Raw genomic sequence first — 18,746 nt, 5'->3', positions numbered from 1 at the left:
ACTGTTACCAGCTACTGAAATTTTTTTCCGTTTTTATCCCTTCCATAATTTTCTTTAATGTCTAAATCAATATAATCAATATGAGCTTTAACATCTCTAAACTTCCGAGCATTTCGTTCGTAAAATACTGATCGATTATCCTCCGAGTATCCGCTTAATTTCCAATCTCCATAAGGATAAATAATGATTTTAATCTCTCGTTTCCCAGTAATGTTTCCCTGATTTCGAACAACAATGCTTTTTGGATAATTATCATTAAAATACAATGTCAAATATTGAGTGTTGGATGTTTCAATATGACTGAGTGATGGAGTAAATATTCCGTAATACTTATCCGGAATAATATAACAATTATTCCCCATACGTTTCCATACAGTTACACACTGTCCGTTCGGTAAGCAGTAAAATGTCCGAGTTTGATCACGACATATCAAAAAAATCGCAAATATTGCAAAACAAATCCCTACCATTTTCAATAACACTTTTACCATTTCCCATGTGGTAATGGGTTGATCGCTCTTTGCCATTCTCTTTTAAATTTAAGTTTTTGAAAAACCGAAGAACCTTCGCTAAATCCAATCTTTTGTGCGTGTTGTGTTGGTTCACCCTCTCTTGTAAACGCACTTTGCTGGTAACTTTCCAACGCGTCAAAACCCAATCTCGCAATGCTCCATCCAAGACCATTTCGCCCTGCAATATAGCCAGCTCCAAAATTTCCTATATCGCGTGCGGAAGCGACTTTTCCTTTGTAGCTCATTCCCCTGTAAGCATACTGTGTCCGGCTCATATCATCTCGATTCTCGTTCATTCCCCTTGTTTTGAAATCGTATTTTTCGCCACCAGTAGCGTTAATCATATATTGAAATAGATTAGGATTATCTCTAATAATTTCTTCATTAAGAAAGTTGCTTCCTGACTTATCCTTAGGATCAATTACTGCACCGATAATAGCATTACCGTTATTGCTATGAAACGAATATTGTGTAAGCATTTCACCAACGATTTTACCAGTTCGATTTCCATTTCCATCTACTAAATAAATATTCATGTCTGCATTAGCCTGGCCTCCAACAACTGTATAAGTGCCATCCCTATTTTGTTCAACATCAACGTGAGCCTGTCCATCCGGGTCAACAAACCTGAGCGGATTATTCTTAAATGCGGAATATGGTGACTCATCAGAGAATTCTTCTCCCAAAGGATCAGTCATTCCCCATCTTCCAACCTCAGGCATATACATCCTGGCTCCGAAATCCAGATAGCCGCTGCCGGCTTGCAGTTCCTTGCTGTTGTACAGGAAACGGTTGACGTTGTTTCTGGTCGCTGGTGTTGTAGCGGCATCATCACCGCTGATGGACAACCCAAAAGGATAATAGTCAGTCTTTTGCTTGACCTGCCCTAACTCGTCAAAAACGACCCGGATATTTCCTAAATGATCTTTAAGATAATATTCTCGTATTATTTTTCCTTTGTCAATCTTTGCCTGACCCTCCTGTAATGCAATTCTGTATAGCACATTGTTCGCGCCGATCTGACGGTATTCAAATGGACCTTCATATTTCAAAATGAGTGTATCGGCGGCATATTTATGTTTCACGCCACTAGCGTCATAATCATAAACCTGAGTTTTGGCATTCATTGTAACCGTTCTAGGATGGTTGAGATAGTTGTAGGTAATGGTTGCACCTCTGTTTCCGTCAGAAATCATATTTCCGTTGCCGTCATAGGTGTAATTACTTGCGCCTTTTTTTACGCCCAGGTTACTGGCAGAAGCATCCGTGACTACTGAAAGCTTATTACCCTGGTAATTATATGAAAGGTTATCTGTGGCTGAGCCAGCCCTCACGAGTGTCTTTAAGTTTCCATTTTTGTCGTAAGTAATGCCTGCCTCAGTGTTGGTGTAACCATTCAAACCAGATGAGCCTGTCAGCCGGTCGGCCCCGTCGTAAGTAAAGCTTAGCCCTTTGGAGTAGGCCGATGCATCCTTTTCCATCCATTGTGTTTGACTGATATTGCCATTCGTATAACTGTTCCCGTTTGCATAGACCAAACCAAATCCGAAGAATGAAATATCAGGCCCGTTTTTCTGCTTTTTATAAACTGATTTTCCCTCATGTAACCAGCCCCGTATGTTGTATATATAATCTGTCCGGATACGGAATTGGTTGGTCGCCACATTGTGGAACCACTTGCTCTGCATGCTGCCCAATGCATTGTAACGGTAAGAGGCTGACAGACCATCGGCATTGTCCACAGGGGTTTGAATTTCTTCTTTTATTCCGAGAAGCCGGTCGGCATGGTCATATTCAAAAGTCCGGATTAGTCCATAAGCCTGGCTTGCGGTATGCCAGTGAATAATGTGTTCCGAAGACAAAACGGGCGCCAGATCATACTTATAGATTTTAGTATGGCGCTCATATCTGCCTGCACCAAGGTCATATAAGTCGCGCGTATTCTGGATTGGACGATACTCTACGTCATAGTAAACCACATTTGTTAAAAAACCACCTTGCGCCCCATTTCCAGGAAGCATCCGTGAACGTGCACCTGTGACCTGACCTTTGACATTGGCATTAAAAGAAGAGACAATCGAATTATCAAACGTGAAATGACTGGCTTTCAAAAAGGCATAATCGTCATAGAATGTAACATTAAGAATATTGGCCTCAGCGGCATTCTTAGGTGCAGTTTTATTTAGCGTATATCCGGCGACGGCGCCATTATTCCGGTCCTCGTGATGCTGGGTTGCAGCATCGACAATTACAGACCAATCTGCCCGCGAAGAGGCAGACGTAATTTCGCCGGTAATGATGGGCCGGTTTAGCGCATCGAATTTGGTAAAGGCCCAAACGCCCCGTTGCAACTGGTTCGCATCGCGGGAAAGGGCCTGCCGGTCGTACTGATCGTACACATATTCGGTTTTACCACCTCCTGGAACATTCCTCGCAATCATCCGGCCGCGGTCGTCATAGTCATAAGAGAAGGCATGATCTGTCAGCGAAGCTGCATCCTGATAATTGGGTTGCAAAATGGCACGCAAAAGTCCCAAATCATCATAAACATAGTACGTGGAAAGTGTGGCCTGACCAGAAGCGACGATCTGCTTGCAGATCATTTGGCCTAACATATCCGTGTATTCGCTGGACACATTGCCTTGCTCATCTATATGCTGCGTGCGCAGAAGTGCACCGGCTGCATAATTACCGACCAAGGCAATGGTGTTATTTGCCGGATTATAGTCGTACCGTTTAACTTCGGCAGCAGCGTTAACTTTGTATTTTATTGTCGAGTTTGCACTCTTATTCCCGGATGCCCGCTCATTGGAAACGCGGCTCAGCGGGGACGGCTCATAAATTGTTTCATAAAACGGTCTTCCCAAATCACTTGCCGCAAGGCCGGAACTATTAGCAATGTACCAGCTCGTAGCGGCTGAAAATGCACTGGACTGATAAGCACCATTACCAGCAGAAACATATGGCAAATATTTTTTCTGAATTCTCCCGGCTGCATCATACTCAACGGGTTCAACGAAATCCTGGCCTGCGGGGCTTTGACCCACAGTTACAGTTTGAATGGCCTTACCCAAGCCATCGAAATATGCAACTTGTGTGACCACCTTACCTACATCGTCCGAATTCGCACCGGATTGTTTGTAGGTTTTTGTGATCACGTAGTTGCGTGTATTCGTTTGCTGGGCGTGTGCATATGCGCAGAGAAAGCATAGCAAGGTTGCCAAAAGCTTATTTTTCATCTTAATTATAGTTAGTGTGGATAATGTTTACTGTTTTACAATGCGGTGGCTGCTCACACTGCCGTCCGTGTAGGTGATCTGCAACAAGTACAAGCCTGCGGACATTGATTTGATGTCGATACTGGGCTTCCAGGATGTCTGCAACATCTGTTTCCCATTGACATCATAAATGAAAATGCCGGCGATTTTTTCAGGAGCACCCGTTTCAATGCTGAGTGCATCGGTTACAGTGAGCGGATTAGGGTATAATGTAACTTGTGATTCCTCTCCAAAAACTACATTACGAATTCGGCTGAATGTGAATGTGCCGTCCATATCAATCATCTTTAACCTGTAAAGATTTTCTCCGGACAATGGATACAAATCAACGAACGAGTAGCTCTGCTGCTCACTGCTTTCTCGGTGCGAAGGCACAGAGCCTATCAGCTGCCAATGTCCACCATCTGAACTGCGTTCAATATCAAAGCGCTCGCTGTTGGTTTCGGCTGTGGTCATCCATGTTAAGTCCGCTTGTTTTTCGTGTGCGGTTGCCAAAAATTCAACCAGCGTTACCGGCAGAGCCGATTCGGCGATGAGCACCAGCGCTGGCGCAGCGACCGCCCCGGTGACATTAATATTTGGACAATCCACGACCTGCCCCGCATGATTATAACAATATGAAACCCGTGTAGGACCCGCAGCATTGCCGGATCGCTGATTTTTGAGCCGGTTGAAAAGATCATATTCGTAAGCAACCACCTTGCCATTTGCATCCTGCATACTTTCTACACCAATAGCAGCCTTGTAATTGTACATTGCCGACTGACTGATGGTCGCACCGTCCGCAACCGTGCTCTTTTTTAGCATATCCGCTTTTCCCACATCCGCAGGGCCGTAATATTCGAGCTTATTGACCAGGCCGTTTTGTTGCTTGTAAGTAAGCAGATTACCTCGCGCGTCATAGGTCAAAAATTCAATATCAGTATTAAAAGCTGCGGCATTGAATAGTTTCGTCTGCACTTTTTGCGGCCGGTAAAACCCCGAGAATAGGTCATACGTCACAGCGGTTTTTTTGATCGGCATAGGCGCCGCCTCCATTCCTGTGTATTTAAATGTTTCCAGGACTGGCCCGATGATATTCTTTGAAACCATTTCCAGGCTAACCGCATCTGCAAAATTTGCAGGATACTTATACCAGGTCTTGATAGTCCTTCCCTTGCTGTCGCTTTGTCCTGAAATATATAATTGCCCGTTGGGCCAGTAAGTAAAGCTCTGCAGTGCGGGTGCTCCTGTTCCATTTTCCTGATCATAATAATAATTAGCAACCTCGGCAGGCAAAAATTTCCGGCAATCAATGACATAGGCAGTTCCTTCAAAAACGGAATTACTGGTGTTGCAGAGGACAGTAAATTGCGTTTTGACTGACCTCGCCGTGTAATCTGTTACTGCACCAACCAGACTATAGAGGTTAGTGGTTTTTGATGCAACGCTTCCATTTTGAAAATACCGTTCTTCTGAAAGTGGCTTGCCTCTCATAAAAGCCTTGCTGTTGTAAGGTTGATAGGGCGTTGTGCTGGGTTGCAGGAAACCCAGTGGTGCCTCGTCACGGTAGCCGTTGTCGAAGTTTGAGAATTGATGAACAATCCATCCCTCGGTAGAAGAACGCTCAATGACCCTGGAATACCCTATGTGCGAACCCATCGAGTTTTCTGAAGCGGGCAGCACGGACTGCGTAGAAAAAATTTCTTCCTCTACCGAAATCCCTGAATTATCAGGGAGCGGTTTGTAATTGGGCCAATAGTATTGCGCTTTCCCGCCCAGCACGCCACTGGATAGTGCACTTGCCGATGTGTCCGGGCTTGCAGGATCGAATGCGGACAGATAATAATATTTTTTGACAACAGATGGGATCGGCAATGTAGGGTCATAGGAATGAATTTCCTTAATCCGCAAGCCGCCAGCAACCTGATTTACTCCAAAAGCATCTTCGCCTTCCCAGCGTTTCAGCTTAACTTCTTTTGAAAACCTGTGCGGCTCAAAACGGAACTTTGTTATTCCACCGGTTGGATATTTAATTTGCATTAATGATCCGACGCGATGAAGATCATCATCGACCGCAGGAATACGGAATGTGGTTCCATAAGCTGCCATGGCATTAAAATCGTTGGGAGCATTAATTAATTTTCCATTATTATATCCCCAATGATCTGTATGGGATTTACCATATCCAGGCAATGTGAAACCCTTGGTAAAATAAGTGAACTCATAAGGAGGAAGCTTGGCAGCACTGTATCCGGATTTTTCCTGCACCTTTTGCAACATTAGCCTTTCGGTGATAATGTTGTTATAAGTAAATTCAAATTCTTTGATTGTCGCACCACTTCCATTTTGAACCTGTATCTTGTCCAATTTGCGCCATTTGAGCTTTGTGAGAAGCTGTGTTAATGTAGGACTGCCGCAACCATTCGGATAATTGGCCGGACTGGGATAGTAACAATCGAAAAGAAAAGTGAGATAGTCGAGCTTTGTGTACCCATCAAGCGTTTTCTTGGTTTCAAAAGACGTAAATATGTCATTGGTATACCGTAGCTCTGTGCTTTCGCTTGACTGAAACTTGATCTTAAAATTATCACCCGATATTTCTTTGGGATAAATTGGAGAAATCAGCTTGCCGGTGTAGGGGCCGTACTGGCCAATCAGAGAAGACCAGTTGTCACAGGCAAACCACCAGCCACCGTCTATCCGCGATTTTTTGTTGTATACTGAAAAATACATCTGGTTTACAAAATCACCTCGCTCGTAAGTGAAATGGATCGTCTGTCCGGTGTGCCGGACAATGGATTTTAAATACCACGCATTACAGATCCAGGTATCCTTGCCTTGTTCAAAGAAGTCGATACTGTATTCCATATACGCCATATCACTTCCCCCGAAAATGTATTGGGTGCCATATTCATCCGTCACTGTGAAGCCCTGGAAGTGTTCCATGTATCTGCCTTGATTTTGAGCCGACCATGGGTTTCCGTCCTTAATGCTTGCCGGCGCGGTAAATGGTGTGTACAAATGAACATTAGGAGCTGCAATCGTTTCGACCTTAACTGGCCGGTCACACTGGACTTTCCACTTTCCGTCACTTCCGCGGTAAAATTTTCCCGACAATCCCGGCGCATTAAAACTGTATTCGTCAGGCTCGGTGTCGACGAATGTGTTGGTTTGCTGAGAGATTACTAATGCGGTCTGTTTGATTTTCGCCGGAGTTGCCCAGTCGTTTCCGTTAATAACTGATCCGGTATTCATAAATCCAAGCTGATCCGGGATTCCCGGGACGGGGATGTATTCATCGTAACCGTCTTTAACCGTGCGGGTGATTGAATAGTTGGTAGATAACCCAAAGTTCAGCCCTACCCAGCCCGGGTGAACATCCGGACGAACACCCGTGGCATCATAATGCAATGTTACCGGAATTTCCACATTGCCATCCGTGATGGAATATAAATCAATGGAAATGTTCGCTTTCCCCGTATAAGGCGATACGGCAATTTCGCCATACGAGCCCAATGTTGCTGCGTTTGGACTTTGTACCGTTTTGGGCGGTTGAGGAATGTGCTCTTGTGACGTCAGCGAAAGCACAGGGTTGCCAATGGACTTGACACTATCAACGGGTGTGTACTTGATTTGAGCAATGCAATGGACAGTGAGCTGGATTGCGACTACTGTTAAACCTGCTAAAAATTTCTTCATCGGGCATTGGTTATGTTAGGATATGGAATTAATATCCTGACCAAGGCGATTTAAGCTGTAAAGGAAATGAGCATGTACACCCTTTTTTTGAGGGGTCGAGGTTCCTGCCAGGGACTAAGCTGCGGAAGTATTTTTAAAAAATAGGAACGAGAGGTTGTAGCAAACTATTTGGCGGCAAGTTAAAACTAAATTTAAATGCAGCAAAAGCGAAACTCACCCTTACCAAAATAGTACAATTCACTTGGAAGTGAACTTTGGGAGGAATACATTTGCAGCTTGATTTAAATTATAAATAGTCTAAATAAGCAAATGAAAACCTTTCTATCAGTTTCATTATTTCTACTCATAACGAGCCTTTCCTACGGTCAGTCAGGTAAATTGAAGGGAGTTGTGCTGGACAACTCGAAAAAGAGCATCCCGGGGGTTACTATCCTGGTCAAAGACACGAAAATCGGGACGCAGACCGGCAGTGATGGCGTCTTTGAATTATCCAATCTTAATGATGGAAATTATGTTTTATCCATTTCTTCTATTGGTTTCAAAACCAAGGAATTAACTTTTACCATCGCACAAAATGAAGTGGACCTGAACACGATCACTTTGTACGAGGGTGACGAAATCTTGCGGGAAGTGCTCGTGCAGGGCGAAAGCGAGAACAAATTTTCGAGAAACCAAACGGCCTATGTTGCCAAGTTGCCATTGCGCGATTTTGAAAACACACAGGTTTACAGCACCATTACCAATTACCTGCTACAATCGCAGATCGTTACAAATTTTGACGACGCATTGAAAAATGCAGCGGGTGTGGATAATCTCTGGACATCAACCGGTCGTGGCGGTGACGGAGCGGGATATTACTCGCTGCGTGGATTTTCGGTCCAGCCTAAACTTGTGAACGGTTTACCCGGGCTAACCAACGGAACCATTAACCCGGCCAACATTGAGCGCATTGAAGTTTTGAAAGGACCTTCCGCCACGCTTTTCGGCAATGCGGTGAGCTCTTACGGCGGGCTTATTAATGTGGTTACCAAAAAGCCTTACGTAGGAACGGGTGGCGAGCTTTCATTTACAACCGGCTCCTTCGGATTGAACCAGGTGACGGGCGATTTCAACACAGCATTAAGCAAGGAAAAGGGCATTTATTTCAGACTAAACACCTCCTATGCGACGGAAAGGAGCTTTCAGGATGCTGGTTTCAGGAAGAACTTCTTCGTTGCACCATCCCTATCTTATAAAGTGAACAACAATTTATCGTTTTCTTTTTACGGAGAGATCACACAGGCTGAGCAAACCAACCCCATGTTCCTGTTCCTGAACCGCACTGCGCCTACGGAGTCGAAAAACATGAAAGAGCTGAATTATAATTACAAACTCTCTTTCACCAGCAACGACCTGACATTACAAAACCCAACGCAGAATTACAGGGTTGAGATGGATTACAAACTTTCCGACACCTGGCAGTCGCAGACATTGGTTTCCAAAAGCGCCACTTCTACAAAGGGCTATTATTCCTATTTATTTGACTACGGCATTTTGGGAAATGACACCTTCTCGCGCTTCCTGAACAAGCAAAATGAATACACGGGAACATCCGATATCCAGCAAAATTTCATCGGCGATTTCAAGTTAGGCTCGCTAAGGAACCGGGTTGTGCTTGGCCTTGATTATTTCTCGGCCATATCCACGAGCAACGGCACGGGTTATGCATTTTATGGCAATGTGACTCCGGAAGGCGGTTCGAGCGGCGATGATCCGTTTACACCAAAAGTGGTCGAAACCACTGCTTACCCGCTTTCGACGGCTGCTGTGGATGCAGTGCTGGCGCGTCAGGGCGTGAGCAATGCAAAATCGAAATATAACATTTACAGCGCTTACGCGTCTGATGTGCTGAATCTTACGAATAACTTATCTGTAATGGTAGGTTTGCGCCTGGATCATTTTGATAATCAGGGTGATATAGCGACAGGGGAAGATAATTACAATCAAACCACATTGTCCCCAAAATTCGGGATCTTGTTTGAGCCGGTTACTGATAAGGTTTCTGTCTTTGCCAATTATCAGAATGGTTTTACCAATGTAGCGCCCGCACTCGTAGGCAACCCGGAGGACGGCCCGCAAACGATCAAGACTTTCAGACCTGAGCAGGCCAACCAGATTGAGTTTGGTTTTAAAACCAACATTATCAAAAACAAGCTGAATGCAACCGTAAGCTATTATGATATCCGTGTGAAAGACCAGGTTATGACGGATCCTGCGTCACCGTTTAACAAGATCCAGGACGGTGAAATTTACAGCAAAGGTTTTGAAATTGAATTAAACGCGAACCCTGCAAAAGGCCTGAACATCAGGGCCGGATACAGCAATAACGACAGCAAAACCACTAAAACGGACTACACAGACATTCTGAACAAGCGGCCACTGGGAGCCGGGCCAAAAACGCTTTATAATTTCTGGGCAAACTACGAAGCGCCAGGGGGAAAGCTGAAAGGTTTTGGCCTTGGACTGGGCTTCAACGGAGCCAGCGAGCGTTACGCGATTAATTATGTATCGACCGGCGATTTTATGCTGCCAGCTTACACCGTTGCCAACGCCTCCCTCTTTTTCCAGGCAGAGCATTATCGCATCGGCCTTAAATTAAATAATGCATTTAACAAGGAATATTACAAAGGCTGGTCGACCATCGCGCCACAAACTCCGCGGGCCTTGCTGGCAAACTTTACTTATACTTTTTAGGGATTTGACCTGATAAATGAAAAGCCTGCAAATCGATGATTTGCAGGCTTTTTTTGCTTTGCACAAAATTTAAAATCTATACAAAACATTACTTTTTGGCTTCCTTAACCGCCTTAATAGGGAAATCTCCATATTGTGATGAGATCATTCCGGTGAGTGTATCGCCTTTTTGTGCCAAATTATATTTGAAAACACCATGCTCGGATTCTGTCGAGAATGTAACTTTATCCGGAGCGACGGTCAGCTCCTTCATTTCCTGCTTTTGCGTGTCGCCTACGTAGCCAACAGTCTTATTGTCTTTTTGCTCAAATGTAAAAAAACCCGATTCATATTCAGGCGGAACATCACTGATCTGATATTTCCAGGTGCCCAGTATATCGTCTGCCGTGATTGATTTTTGCGCCGCAATGGAGAAAATCCCAAGTGCGATAACCAGCATGAAGTACAACTTTGTTTTCATCTTGACCAAAAGTTTGAAAGTTTGAAAAATAATATATGGTCATCAATTAACACAAATTTGTATACAGTTCAAAATTTACAGCAATTCAACATATCCATCTGTCCCATTCACCCGGATCCGCTGCCCGTCTCTGATCAGTTTTGTAGCATTTTCAACGCCAACAACGGCTGGCAGCCCATATTCCCGTGCAATGACTGCTCCGTGGGTCATTAATCCGCCGACTTCGGTGACGAGACCCCTTATTGAGACAAACAATGGTGTCCAGCTGGGGTCGGTAAATGCGGTGATCAGAATGTCGCCGTCTTCCAGCTCAGCGTGTTCCATACTAAGGATCACACGCGCCCTTCCCTCTATAATTCCGGACGAAACGGCAAGGCCGGCAATGGCGCCATCGGGGAGATTTTCCTTATTGTAGGAACCCGTAACAACCTCACCCTCAGACGTCATCACGCGGGGCGGTGTTAGTTTTTCATAGCTTTTAAATGCTTCCTTTCGTTGCAGTACCATGTCATTATCCAACTTCTTTGTGCGGACGACTTCACACAGCTCGTCGAAAGTGAGATAATAAATGGCTTCCTTTTCACCGATCACATTAGCTTCGACAAGTTTTTCGGCTTCCTTCAATAACGCTTGCCTATATACGAAGAAGCGGCTCACCATTCCATATTTGGGATATTCACGGTAACCTGTAAAATTCCGGATCAGGTCGATCATGCGTTTTGTTTCTCTGGCTTTGGTCTCACCATCGGGCAGTTGCTCCAATCTGCTTAATAAATCCTTCTCTTTTTCCAATGCCTGCCGCCGCCCCTCCTCAAATTTCCTTTGACTGGCGCCGGGTTCGAAATTCTTAATGTTACCAAGAATAACAGGGATAAGCGTGGCGGGCTTTTCAATCCATCGCGGCCGGGTAATGTCAATTTCACCTGCACAGCGGACTCCGTATTTTTCAAGAAAAGCATTGATCGCAGCCCAGGCTTCTTTCCCACCTTCCAGAAGAACCAGCTGATCCAGAAACTGATCGTCTTTCTCATGTTGCAGATAGTCAATTACTTCCGGAGAGGGTCGGATCACATCTGCGACATCCAGTAATGCCAATCCCATTTCTGAGGTCACATTATTGGGAACGGATTGAGTAAGCGTGTCTGCCGCATTTTTCTCGCCCAACCATTCATTCATTTTATAATTGATCCACGCCAAAGCATCAAAAGTAGACATGATTGTCTTCGTGCTCAAAGAATCAAACATGCTTTTCTTCCACTGTTGAATGTCCTCGCGGATGAAATCGAGCAAATCGCTGCCTGACTTTTCCAGGATTTCACTTTTTAGCCTGGCAAGCGATGTTTCACTTTGCCTGATCAGATCTGTCACAACGTTCGGATCGTCAATGAACGACGGTGGAGCCGCAGGCTTCGGTGTGGAATTGGAATGAACAGCCTGATCTTCCGGCAAAAATTGGATAAAATCTTTCCTCTCCAAAATATTCAGCAGCGCATCCTTGATGAGCGGATCTGACTTTCCCAGTGTTTTATTTAATACAATATCCCTCAGCGCGGGCGAAGCCAGGTTTGGTGCGACGTCTACAAACAACCTTCCCGCGGCGGTGCGCATTTTGGCCGGGGTTAGCAACAGGAAAACCGACAGCCCCAACGGTTTCATCGCATCCGTCATCATTTGTTGGTGGCCGACAGACACATAAACGGCCTTAATGTCTTCACTATGAACCTGATCGCCGATCTGAGGAATCGGGAACAGAGTAGTAATCGGGCGGCTTTGAACAATATAAAATGTGTTACCAGACAGGCACCATTCAATATCCTGCGGGCTGCCGAAATGTGCTTCGATCGTTCTGCCAAGGTCCGAAAGCTGTAAAATTTGCTCATCTGTCAGCGTTTGCAATTCCTGTTTTTCAGGATCAATTTCCTGTTCCTCCGTGCCGCCACTCGCTAATGCATGGATAGCCAGCTTCTTTCCGCCGATTTTCTTTTCGACAATGTTGCCATCACGGACTTTATAATGATCCGCATTGACAATGCCCGAAACCAGCGCCTCGCCTAGGCCGAAGCTGGCATCGATGGATGTGACTTTCCGGTTGCCATTCACCGGATCGGCAGTGAACAAAACGCCGGCCGCATCAGGAAAAACCATCTTCTGGACCACCACCGACAGCTGGACTTTGCGATGATCAAATCCGTTTTGAATGCGATAAGTTACCGCACGGTCGGTGAACAGGGAAGCCCAGCACTTGCTGATATGTGCGAGGATAGTCTCCTTTCCGATGACATTCAAGTAAGTATCCTGCTGGCCTGCGAACGATGCCGTTGGCAGATCTTCCGCTGTGGCGCTGGACCGGACGGCATACGCATTGTTTTGACCAAAATGTTTGATCTGACTGTCAATTGCTGCCCTAATCAACGCTGGAATCGCTGTTTTTTCGATCAAACTGCGGATTTCGGCACTCGTTTCGCTGATCGCTTTTCTATCATTCACGTCAAGCAATGCCAGCTGATCCAGAAGCGAATCAATATCGGGGCTATCCGCAATTATTTCCTTAAAAGCATTGGTAGTGACGCAAAAACCATCCGGCACCCGCACGCCTGAAATCTTCGACAACTCGCCCAAATTGGCACCTTTACCCCCGACTAGGACTGTTTTTGTTTGATCAATGTCCTGAAATTCAATTACAAAATGATTTTTATTTTTCATGGCTAATAGTAATGATTATTGCTTGTTGAGCTGATCCGTCGTTTCTTTTGCTATTTTAATGGCTTTAAGAAAATAGGCTTCAATGATTTTGCTATCCGCCTCGGAGAATGATGCCAGCATTTCTTCTGTTTTGCTTCTGAATTCCTTGTATAATGGCGCAAGGAGCGCCATGATATTTTCGGTGTTCGCTACAATGATCACTTTCCGTCTGTCTTCCGGCGCAAAACGTCTTTTCACCAGATCTTTCTTTTCAAACCTATCAATCAAGCCCGTTACTGCGCCCGTGGTGAGGCCCGTCAGGTTCGAAAGTTCACCAGCCGTCATTTCGCCTTTTTCAAGGAAAAATCCCAGATACTTGTGATCTGTCCCGGCCAGCCCTGCCTTTCTGGCTACCGTTTCATGCATTTGAAGTGAAACATATGCGTATTGCTGGCCCAGTCGCCGTACCATCTTTACAGCCTCGTCATCCATATTTTATCTTGTTGAATAATTATCTTAGCCACAAAGATAAATGTACAGAAGTGAGACGTCCAAATTATTGGGGAAAAATAAAGTCCACCCTTTTGCGTCACTAGCCCCGTTTCCCCTCGTATTCCGTAACAACATCGTTCAGAAAGTTCTTGAAATGGTTAAATTATTTTTCTGACATACCATAAAATGTAACCGAGCGTTAACGAATTTTAACGCGACTCTAAGTATGCCCAAAACCCTCTACCAGTTACTAATTCTTGTTGCCATTTCCTTCCGCGCCTTTGGCCAGGAGCAGATTACCATCAGCGGTTTTGTGCGTGAAAAAGGGAGCCTGGAACTATTGCCCGGAGTGAATGTATACCTCGAAAATTCTACGATCGGGACTGTCACCAACACGTACGGCTTCTATTCACTTACCATCCCGAAATCGGATTCCGTCACAGTTTCCTTTTCTTTTGTGGGTTACGAAAGACAGGAAGTGCTTGTGCAAAATGCGGTGAGTCAGCAAATTGACATTGCATTGAGAACAGCGAACCAGCTTGAAGAAGTCATTATTTCGGGAAGACGGCAGGACGAAAAAGTGAGCGAATCGGTGCAGATGAGCCAGATAGAGATTCCGATTTCACAAATCAAAAAAATCCCCGCATTTTTTGGCGAAAAAGACGTGATACGTGTGCTGCAACTCATGCCGGGCGTCCAAAAAGGAACCGAAGGACAAACAGGCTTATACGTCCGCGGCGGCGGGCCCGACCAGAACCTGATCATCCTGGACGATGCGGTGGTCTACAATGCGAGCCATCTTTTCGGCTTCTTTTCGGTCTTTAACAGCGATGCCCTCAAAAGTGTCGAACTTACAAAAGGCGGATTTCCGGCGCGGTATGGCGGTCGGCTTTCTTCGGTTGTTGAGATGAATATGAAAGAAGGCAGCAAAGAAAAACTGCACGGCGAAGGAGGGATCGGACTTATTTCATCCCGGCTGACGCTGGAAGGCCCATTGGCCAAAAAGAAGTCGTCTTTCCTGATTTCCGCGCGACGTACATACATCGACGTGCTCGCTCAGCCGCTGATCGCACAGCAGCAGACTGGCTTCGACAGCAAGGTTAAGCCAGGTTATTTCTTTTATGATCTGAATGCAAAAGTGAACTATGATTTCGGCGCAAAAAACAAGCTTTACGTCAGCGGATATTTTGGGCGGGATAAGTTCAACATCAGGGAAAAGAGCTCGAATAGTCAGAACAGGTCCGGGTTAAACTGGGGGAATGCAACGGCGACATTACGCTGGAACCATTTGATCAACCAAAAGCTTTTCGTAAACACTTCGCTGATTTACAGCCATTTCAATTTCAATATTTTTGCCAACGATAAGCAGTTTGATAAGGGTGTTCTGACGAATGAATTCAGTTTGAAATACAATAGCCTGATCCGGGATTACAGCCTGAAAACGGATTTTGATTATTATCTCAATGCCAAACACAGCGTAAAATTCGGTGCGCAGCTTACTTCGCATCGCTTTGTTCCTTCGGCCCTGGCGCTGGAAGGTGATTTTTCTGACGATGACATCGATCTGCAAGCCAAGCCCATTAATACCATCGAAGCGGGCGCTTACATTGAGGACACATGGCAGCCTTTTACGGCATTAAAGGTGAATGGAGGTTTCCGATTGAGCTTTTTTCAAACAAAAACCAGATTATATGTGCGACCGGAGCCAAGGATTTCGGCAGCATTGAAACTGGCAAAGGATTTTTCCGTCAAAGCTTCTTTTGCTAAAATGAACCAATACGTGCATTTGCTGAGCAACACCGGACTTGGTTTGCCCACGGATCTCTGGGTTCCTACTACGGATAAAGTCGCGCCGCAACAGTCGAGCCAGGTTGCGTTCGGGTTTGCAAAAGATCTTGAAAAGCCGGGTCTGGCGCTGACCCTGGAAGGTTACTATAAGAAAATGGACAACATTATCAGTTATAAGGAAGGCTCATCTTTTATCAGTTTAAATGGTGATAATGCCAATGAGCTCAACTGGGAAGACAATGTTACCACTGGCAAGGGCTGGTCCTATGGCGCTGAATTTATGGTGCAGAAGAAAACCGGAAAGCTCTCAGGCTGGGTAGGTTACACATTGTCCTGGACTAAATGGAAATTTCCGGAGCTAAATTTTGGTAAAACATTTTATCCCCGCTACGACCGCCGCAATGACCTTTCCATCGTGGGAATTTATGAACTGAGCAAACGCATCACCTTGTCTGCAACCTGGGTTTACGGAACCGGCAATGCCCTCACGATCCCAATTTCGAAATTTACCACCTATGGCAACCATTTCGTGCCAAATTACTGGAATGTCACCACCGGGCAGACTACCACTGAATACGGAGAAAAAAACAGTTATCGTGCGGAGCCTTATCACCGCATGGACGTTGCGATACAGTTTCACAAAAAGAAAAAACGCCACGAACGGACCTGGGAATTTGGTCTTTACAATGCTTACAGTCGCAGAAACCCATTTTTTTATAACATCAATAACAAACAAGACCCCACTGATCCCAACAAACGGGTCAATGTCCTGACACGCTATTCGCTATTTCCGGTGCTTCCGTCATTTAGTTATAATTTTAAATTCTGACCCAAAATGCGCATCATTAACGCCATAAAATATATTCATACACCTGTATCAATTCTGCTGCTGATGTGCATAGGTTTGTTGTTCAGCTGCGAAAGTCTGGTTAATGATCTGGATCAGGACAAGCTTCCGAAAGTGGAGGCTAAATTGGTTATATCCTGTTACATATCACCACAAAGCCCTCGTTTTGAAGCCATTATCACTGAGTCGCAACCCCTTTTCGGACCCGCAACATATGATCCCATCATTGTCGAAAATGCAGAAGTTATCTTGTCCGACGATGTAAGCCAGGTCCGGTTACTGTTTGATGATTCGCTGAGCACTTATCTGGCAGACAAAAGTGCACTGAAAATCGTAGCCGGGAAAACTTATACGTTGACGGTCAACGATGGAAAAAGGTTTGTGAAAGCGAAATGCACGGTGCCAGTTAACCGGGTGAAAGTCATGGAGCTGTCCGTTGATAAAGAATGGGTTGGGTATGAAACCGATTCGACCGCCTGGTTCAACTTTTCCTGGGAAGACGTGAAAGGCGAAAGCAATTATTATGCACTTCGCGGCTCCTATATCCAGGAACAGACTTTACCCCGTGCCGATCCCGAGACAGGCAAGATTGCTCCCTTTCGCTATTCGTCCATCACGGAAATGATTGCTTTTGAAAGAGGGGTTTACAATGATGTCAACCTGGATGGAATCAAGTTCATCAGCCCCAGAACCGGGGCTCACATTCCTTCAAACAAGACAATTACTTATCAGGACGAAACGGGTGCCGACAAATCGCTGGAAATAAATCCCCTCGTGAAGGACGTGAGAATAGAAGTGATGTGCATTGACGAACATTACTACAAGTTCAGACGCTCATTGGAAAACAATAACGATAACCCGTTTGTAGAACCGACATTGGTTTATACCAATGTAGAAGGTGGCCTGGGCTGTTTTGCGTCCTTTAATGCAGTTGGAAAAACCGTTAATCCTTAAAATGTCCTAACATAGAAACGGTGACCAAAGCTTCTGCCTGGTCACCGTTCAAATATTCAAATAAGTGTGTAAAATCAGTATTTAAGCTCTTTAATCTTTGCTATAACCCTGTTAGCGATGATTTGGTAACCCTTATCGTTCAAATGGATCTCATCCGTGCCGACGTCCGCCCGCAGCCCCCTGGGGAAGTTAAGATTTTCCAGGTCTGAAATATCATCCGGGGAAGGACTGTAACTGATTTCTGCCAGCTCAGCATCGGTTGGCGGTGTCATTTCAACAAAAGATTTTCCGTATTTCGATGCCAGTTTCTCATTAATGGAGGCAACCTGCTCAAAGTTTTCCGTTCCTTTCCGATCCGATTGCGCCAGCAGAACGCCGAGGACAATGTAGCGTGCAGGCGCCGCGATATAGGCAATGGAACTGTCCAAAGCCGCAAGAATTTCTTCTTCCGCATTGGGTTTTCCAATATTATTCCGACCGTACCACAAGATTTGCGTGGCGGTTTTCAGCCTGGAAGCATCATCCAGCAGAAATACCGAATCCGCAGGAACATCAAGCACACTTACAGCTGTAGGTGTAATTGTATAATTTTCGCCGAGTTCGGCATTCGCAGTCCGTCTGATGGTGCATCTTACCCCGCCGACGGAGCCTGTTCTGCTGTATTCGTCGTTATTGGTGGGTGTGGACAAAAACTGATTGCTCAATTTTGTGATCCTGACCGGCTTGATGCCATTCAGCTTGTCGCCCTCGATGGAAATGGTCAGCGGCGTTCCGCCTTGTCTTACGGCAATGCGCGAGGCAACCTGCCCTACGATCCCGTCGCTCAGGACCGGCCTGCCGGCCAGTGCCGCCGCAACAATGCTTCCATACGGAGCAGTCCCGCCTGCCCCGATGGTCAGGCTGTCGCCAAAAAATGCCAGCGTTTTGTCCAGGTCCGGTTGCTTTTCTTCATCCTCTTTATCGCTTTTTGGGAAAATATCTTCGATAATTCCGCTGCACGATGAGAGCAATGTTGTTGTAAAAATGGCCGCCCCAGATTGGAGGAAAAAACGCCTGCGGCTTAGTGAACTGTCTGGATTCTTAATGTGCGGTTCAGTATTCTGATCTTCAATCATTTTTTTGGAAGAGATGTGGGGTTATGCTTACCTCTTCCCAACAATAATCATTCCAACCGCAGGCTCATTGTTTTGCCGGTGAATCATTAATATTTGTTGCATTTTTCCACGCTATGTTCCTTTGTGAAAAATCACATGGCCATGGAACAACTATTCTTACAACTTGCAGGTTTAATTGAAGCAGTATTAGTTTTAGTGATGCTT

At 45.3% G+C, this 18,746-nt stretch carries 10 protein-coding genes; 3 read left to right on the top strand and 7 right to left on the bottom strand.

The window, feature by feature from the left end; all coding sequences use genetic code 11:
• Positions 1 to 11: 11 nt before the first annotated feature.
• Genes L0659_RS16985 through L0659_RS16975 form a run of 3 tightly spaced genes read right to left on the bottom strand, consistent with a single transcriptional unit; the run spans position 12 to position 7,471 of the window.
• On the bottom strand, positions 12 to 527 hold the full coding sequence (locus tag L0659_RS16985) for a hypothetical protein (protein WP_235127813.1): 516 nt from the start codon (positions 525 to 527) through the stop codon (positions 12 to 14).
• Positions 485 to 3,751, bottom strand: a complete 3,267-nt coding sequence (locus tag L0659_RS16980; protein ID WP_235127812.1) for a DUF6443 domain-containing protein — start codon at positions 3,749 to 3,751, stop codon at positions 485 to 487. The genes L0659_RS16985 and L0659_RS16980 overlap by 43 nt, the downstream gene beginning before the upstream one ends.
• Before the next feature lie 27 nt (positions 3,752 to 3,778).
• Positions 3,779 to 7,471: a T9SS type A sorting domain-containing protein gene (locus L0659_RS16975; protein ID WP_235127811.1), complete on the bottom strand. Its 3,693-nt coding sequence runs from the start codon at positions 7,469 to 7,471 to the stop codon at positions 3,779 to 3,781.
• A gap of 309 nt (positions 7,472 to 7,780) precedes the next feature.
• Here L0659_RS16975 and L0659_RS16970 point away from each other — a divergent pair, with 309 nt between their 5' ends.
• On the top strand, positions 7,781 to 10,204 hold the full coding sequence (locus tag L0659_RS16970; protein ID WP_235127810.1) for a TonB-dependent receptor: 2,424 nt from the start codon (positions 7,781 to 7,783) through the stop codon (positions 10,202 to 10,204).
• Between the two features lie 88 nt (positions 10,205 to 10,292).
• Here the strand turns inward: L0659_RS16970 and L0659_RS16965 are convergent, their stop codons facing one another.
• The 3 genes from L0659_RS16965 to L0659_RS16955 form a co-directional block, all read right to left on the bottom strand.
• Complete coding sequence (locus L0659_RS16965) at positions 10,293 to 10,664, bottom strand: hypothetical protein (RefSeq protein ID WP_235127809.1); 372 nt, start codon at positions 10,662 to 10,664, stop codon at positions 10,293 to 10,295.
• Positions 10,665 to 10,739: 75 nt separating this feature from the next.
• On the bottom strand, positions 10,740 to 13,367 hold the full coding sequence (gene ppsA / locus L0659_RS16960) for a phosphoenolpyruvate synthase (RefSeq protein WP_235127808.1): 2,628 nt from the start codon (positions 13,365 to 13,367) through the stop codon (positions 10,740 to 10,742).
• A gap of 15 nt (positions 13,368 to 13,382) precedes the next feature.
• A complete protein-coding gene (locus tag L0659_RS16955; protein WP_235127807.1) occupies positions 13,383 to 13,838 on the bottom strand; it encodes a MarR family winged helix-turn-helix transcriptional regulator in 456 nt (151 codons plus the stop codon).
• Positions 13,839 to 14,064: 226 nt separating this feature from the next.
• On the opposite strand from L0659_RS16955, the gene L0659_RS16950 reads away from it, so the two are divergent.
• Complete coding sequence (locus tag L0659_RS16950; RefSeq protein ID WP_235127806.1) at positions 14,065 to 16,455, top strand: TonB-dependent receptor; 2,391 nt, start codon at positions 14,065 to 14,067, stop codon at positions 16,453 to 16,455.
• Between the two features lie 6 nt (positions 16,456 to 16,461).
• Positions 16,462 to 17,427, top strand: coding sequence for a DUF4249 domain-containing protein (locus L0659_RS16945; protein WP_235127805.1), 966 nt, complete (start codon positions 16,462 to 16,464; stop codon positions 17,425 to 17,427).
• Positions 17,428 to 17,501: 74 nt separating this feature from the next.
• On the opposite strand, the gene L0659_RS16940 is transcribed toward L0659_RS16945, so the two are convergent.
• On the bottom strand, positions 17,502 to 18,542 hold the full coding sequence (locus L0659_RS16940; RefSeq protein WP_235127804.1) for an SGNH/GDSL hydrolase family protein: 1,041 nt from the start codon (positions 18,540 to 18,542) through the stop codon (positions 17,502 to 17,504).
• Between the last annotated feature and the right edge of the window lie 204 nt (positions 18,543 to 18,746).

The sequence above is a fragment of the Dyadobacter sp. CY347 genome (assembly GCF_021502655.1).
GTDB lineage: Bacteria > Bacteroidota > Bacteroidia > Cytophagales > Spirosomataceae > Dyadobacter.
The sequence above is the reverse complement of the archived record's forward strand: the minus strand, read 5'-3'. Positions and strand labels throughout refer to the sequence as shown.

What these genes read in the sequence shown, in the direction of transcription:
- L0659_RS16985 (WP_235127813.1), bottom strand. Translation starts at nt 527, where the DNA reads ATGGCAAAGAGCGATCAACCCATTACCACATGGGAAATGGTAAAAGTG.
- L0659_RS16980 (WP_235127812.1), bottom strand. Translation starts at nt 3,751, where the DNA reads ATGAAAAATAAGCTTTTGGCAACCTTGCTATGCTTTCTCTGCGCATAT.
- L0659_RS16975 (WP_235127811.1), bottom strand. Translation starts at nt 7,471, where the DNA reads ATGAAGAAATTTTTAGCAGGTTTAACAGTAGTCGCAATCCAGCTCACT.
- L0659_RS16970 (WP_235127810.1), top strand. Translation starts at nt 7,781, where the DNA reads ATGAAAACCTTTCTATCAGTTTCATTATTTCTACTCATAACGAGCCTT.
- L0659_RS16965 (WP_235127809.1), bottom strand. Translation starts at nt 10,664, where the DNA reads ATGAAAACAAAGTTGTACTTCATGCTGGTTATCGCACTTGGGATTTTC.
- ppsA (WP_235127808.1), bottom strand. Translation starts at nt 13,367, where the DNA reads ATGAAAAATAAAAATCATTTTGTAATTGAATTTCAGGACATTGATCAA.
- L0659_RS16955 (WP_235127807.1), bottom strand. Translation starts at nt 13,838, where the DNA reads ATGGATGACGAGGCTGTAAAGATGGTACGGCGACTGGGCCAGCAATAC.
- L0659_RS16950 (WP_235127806.1), top strand. Translation starts at nt 14,065, where the DNA reads ATGCCCAAAACCCTCTACCAGTTACTAATTCTTGTTGCCATTTCCTTC.
- L0659_RS16945 (WP_235127805.1), top strand. Translation starts at nt 16,462, where the DNA reads ATGCGCATCATTAACGCCATAAAATATATTCATACACCTGTATCAATT.
- L0659_RS16940 (WP_235127804.1), bottom strand. Translation starts at nt 18,542, where the DNA reads ATGATTGAAGATCAGAATACTGAACCGCACATTAAGAATCCAGACAGT.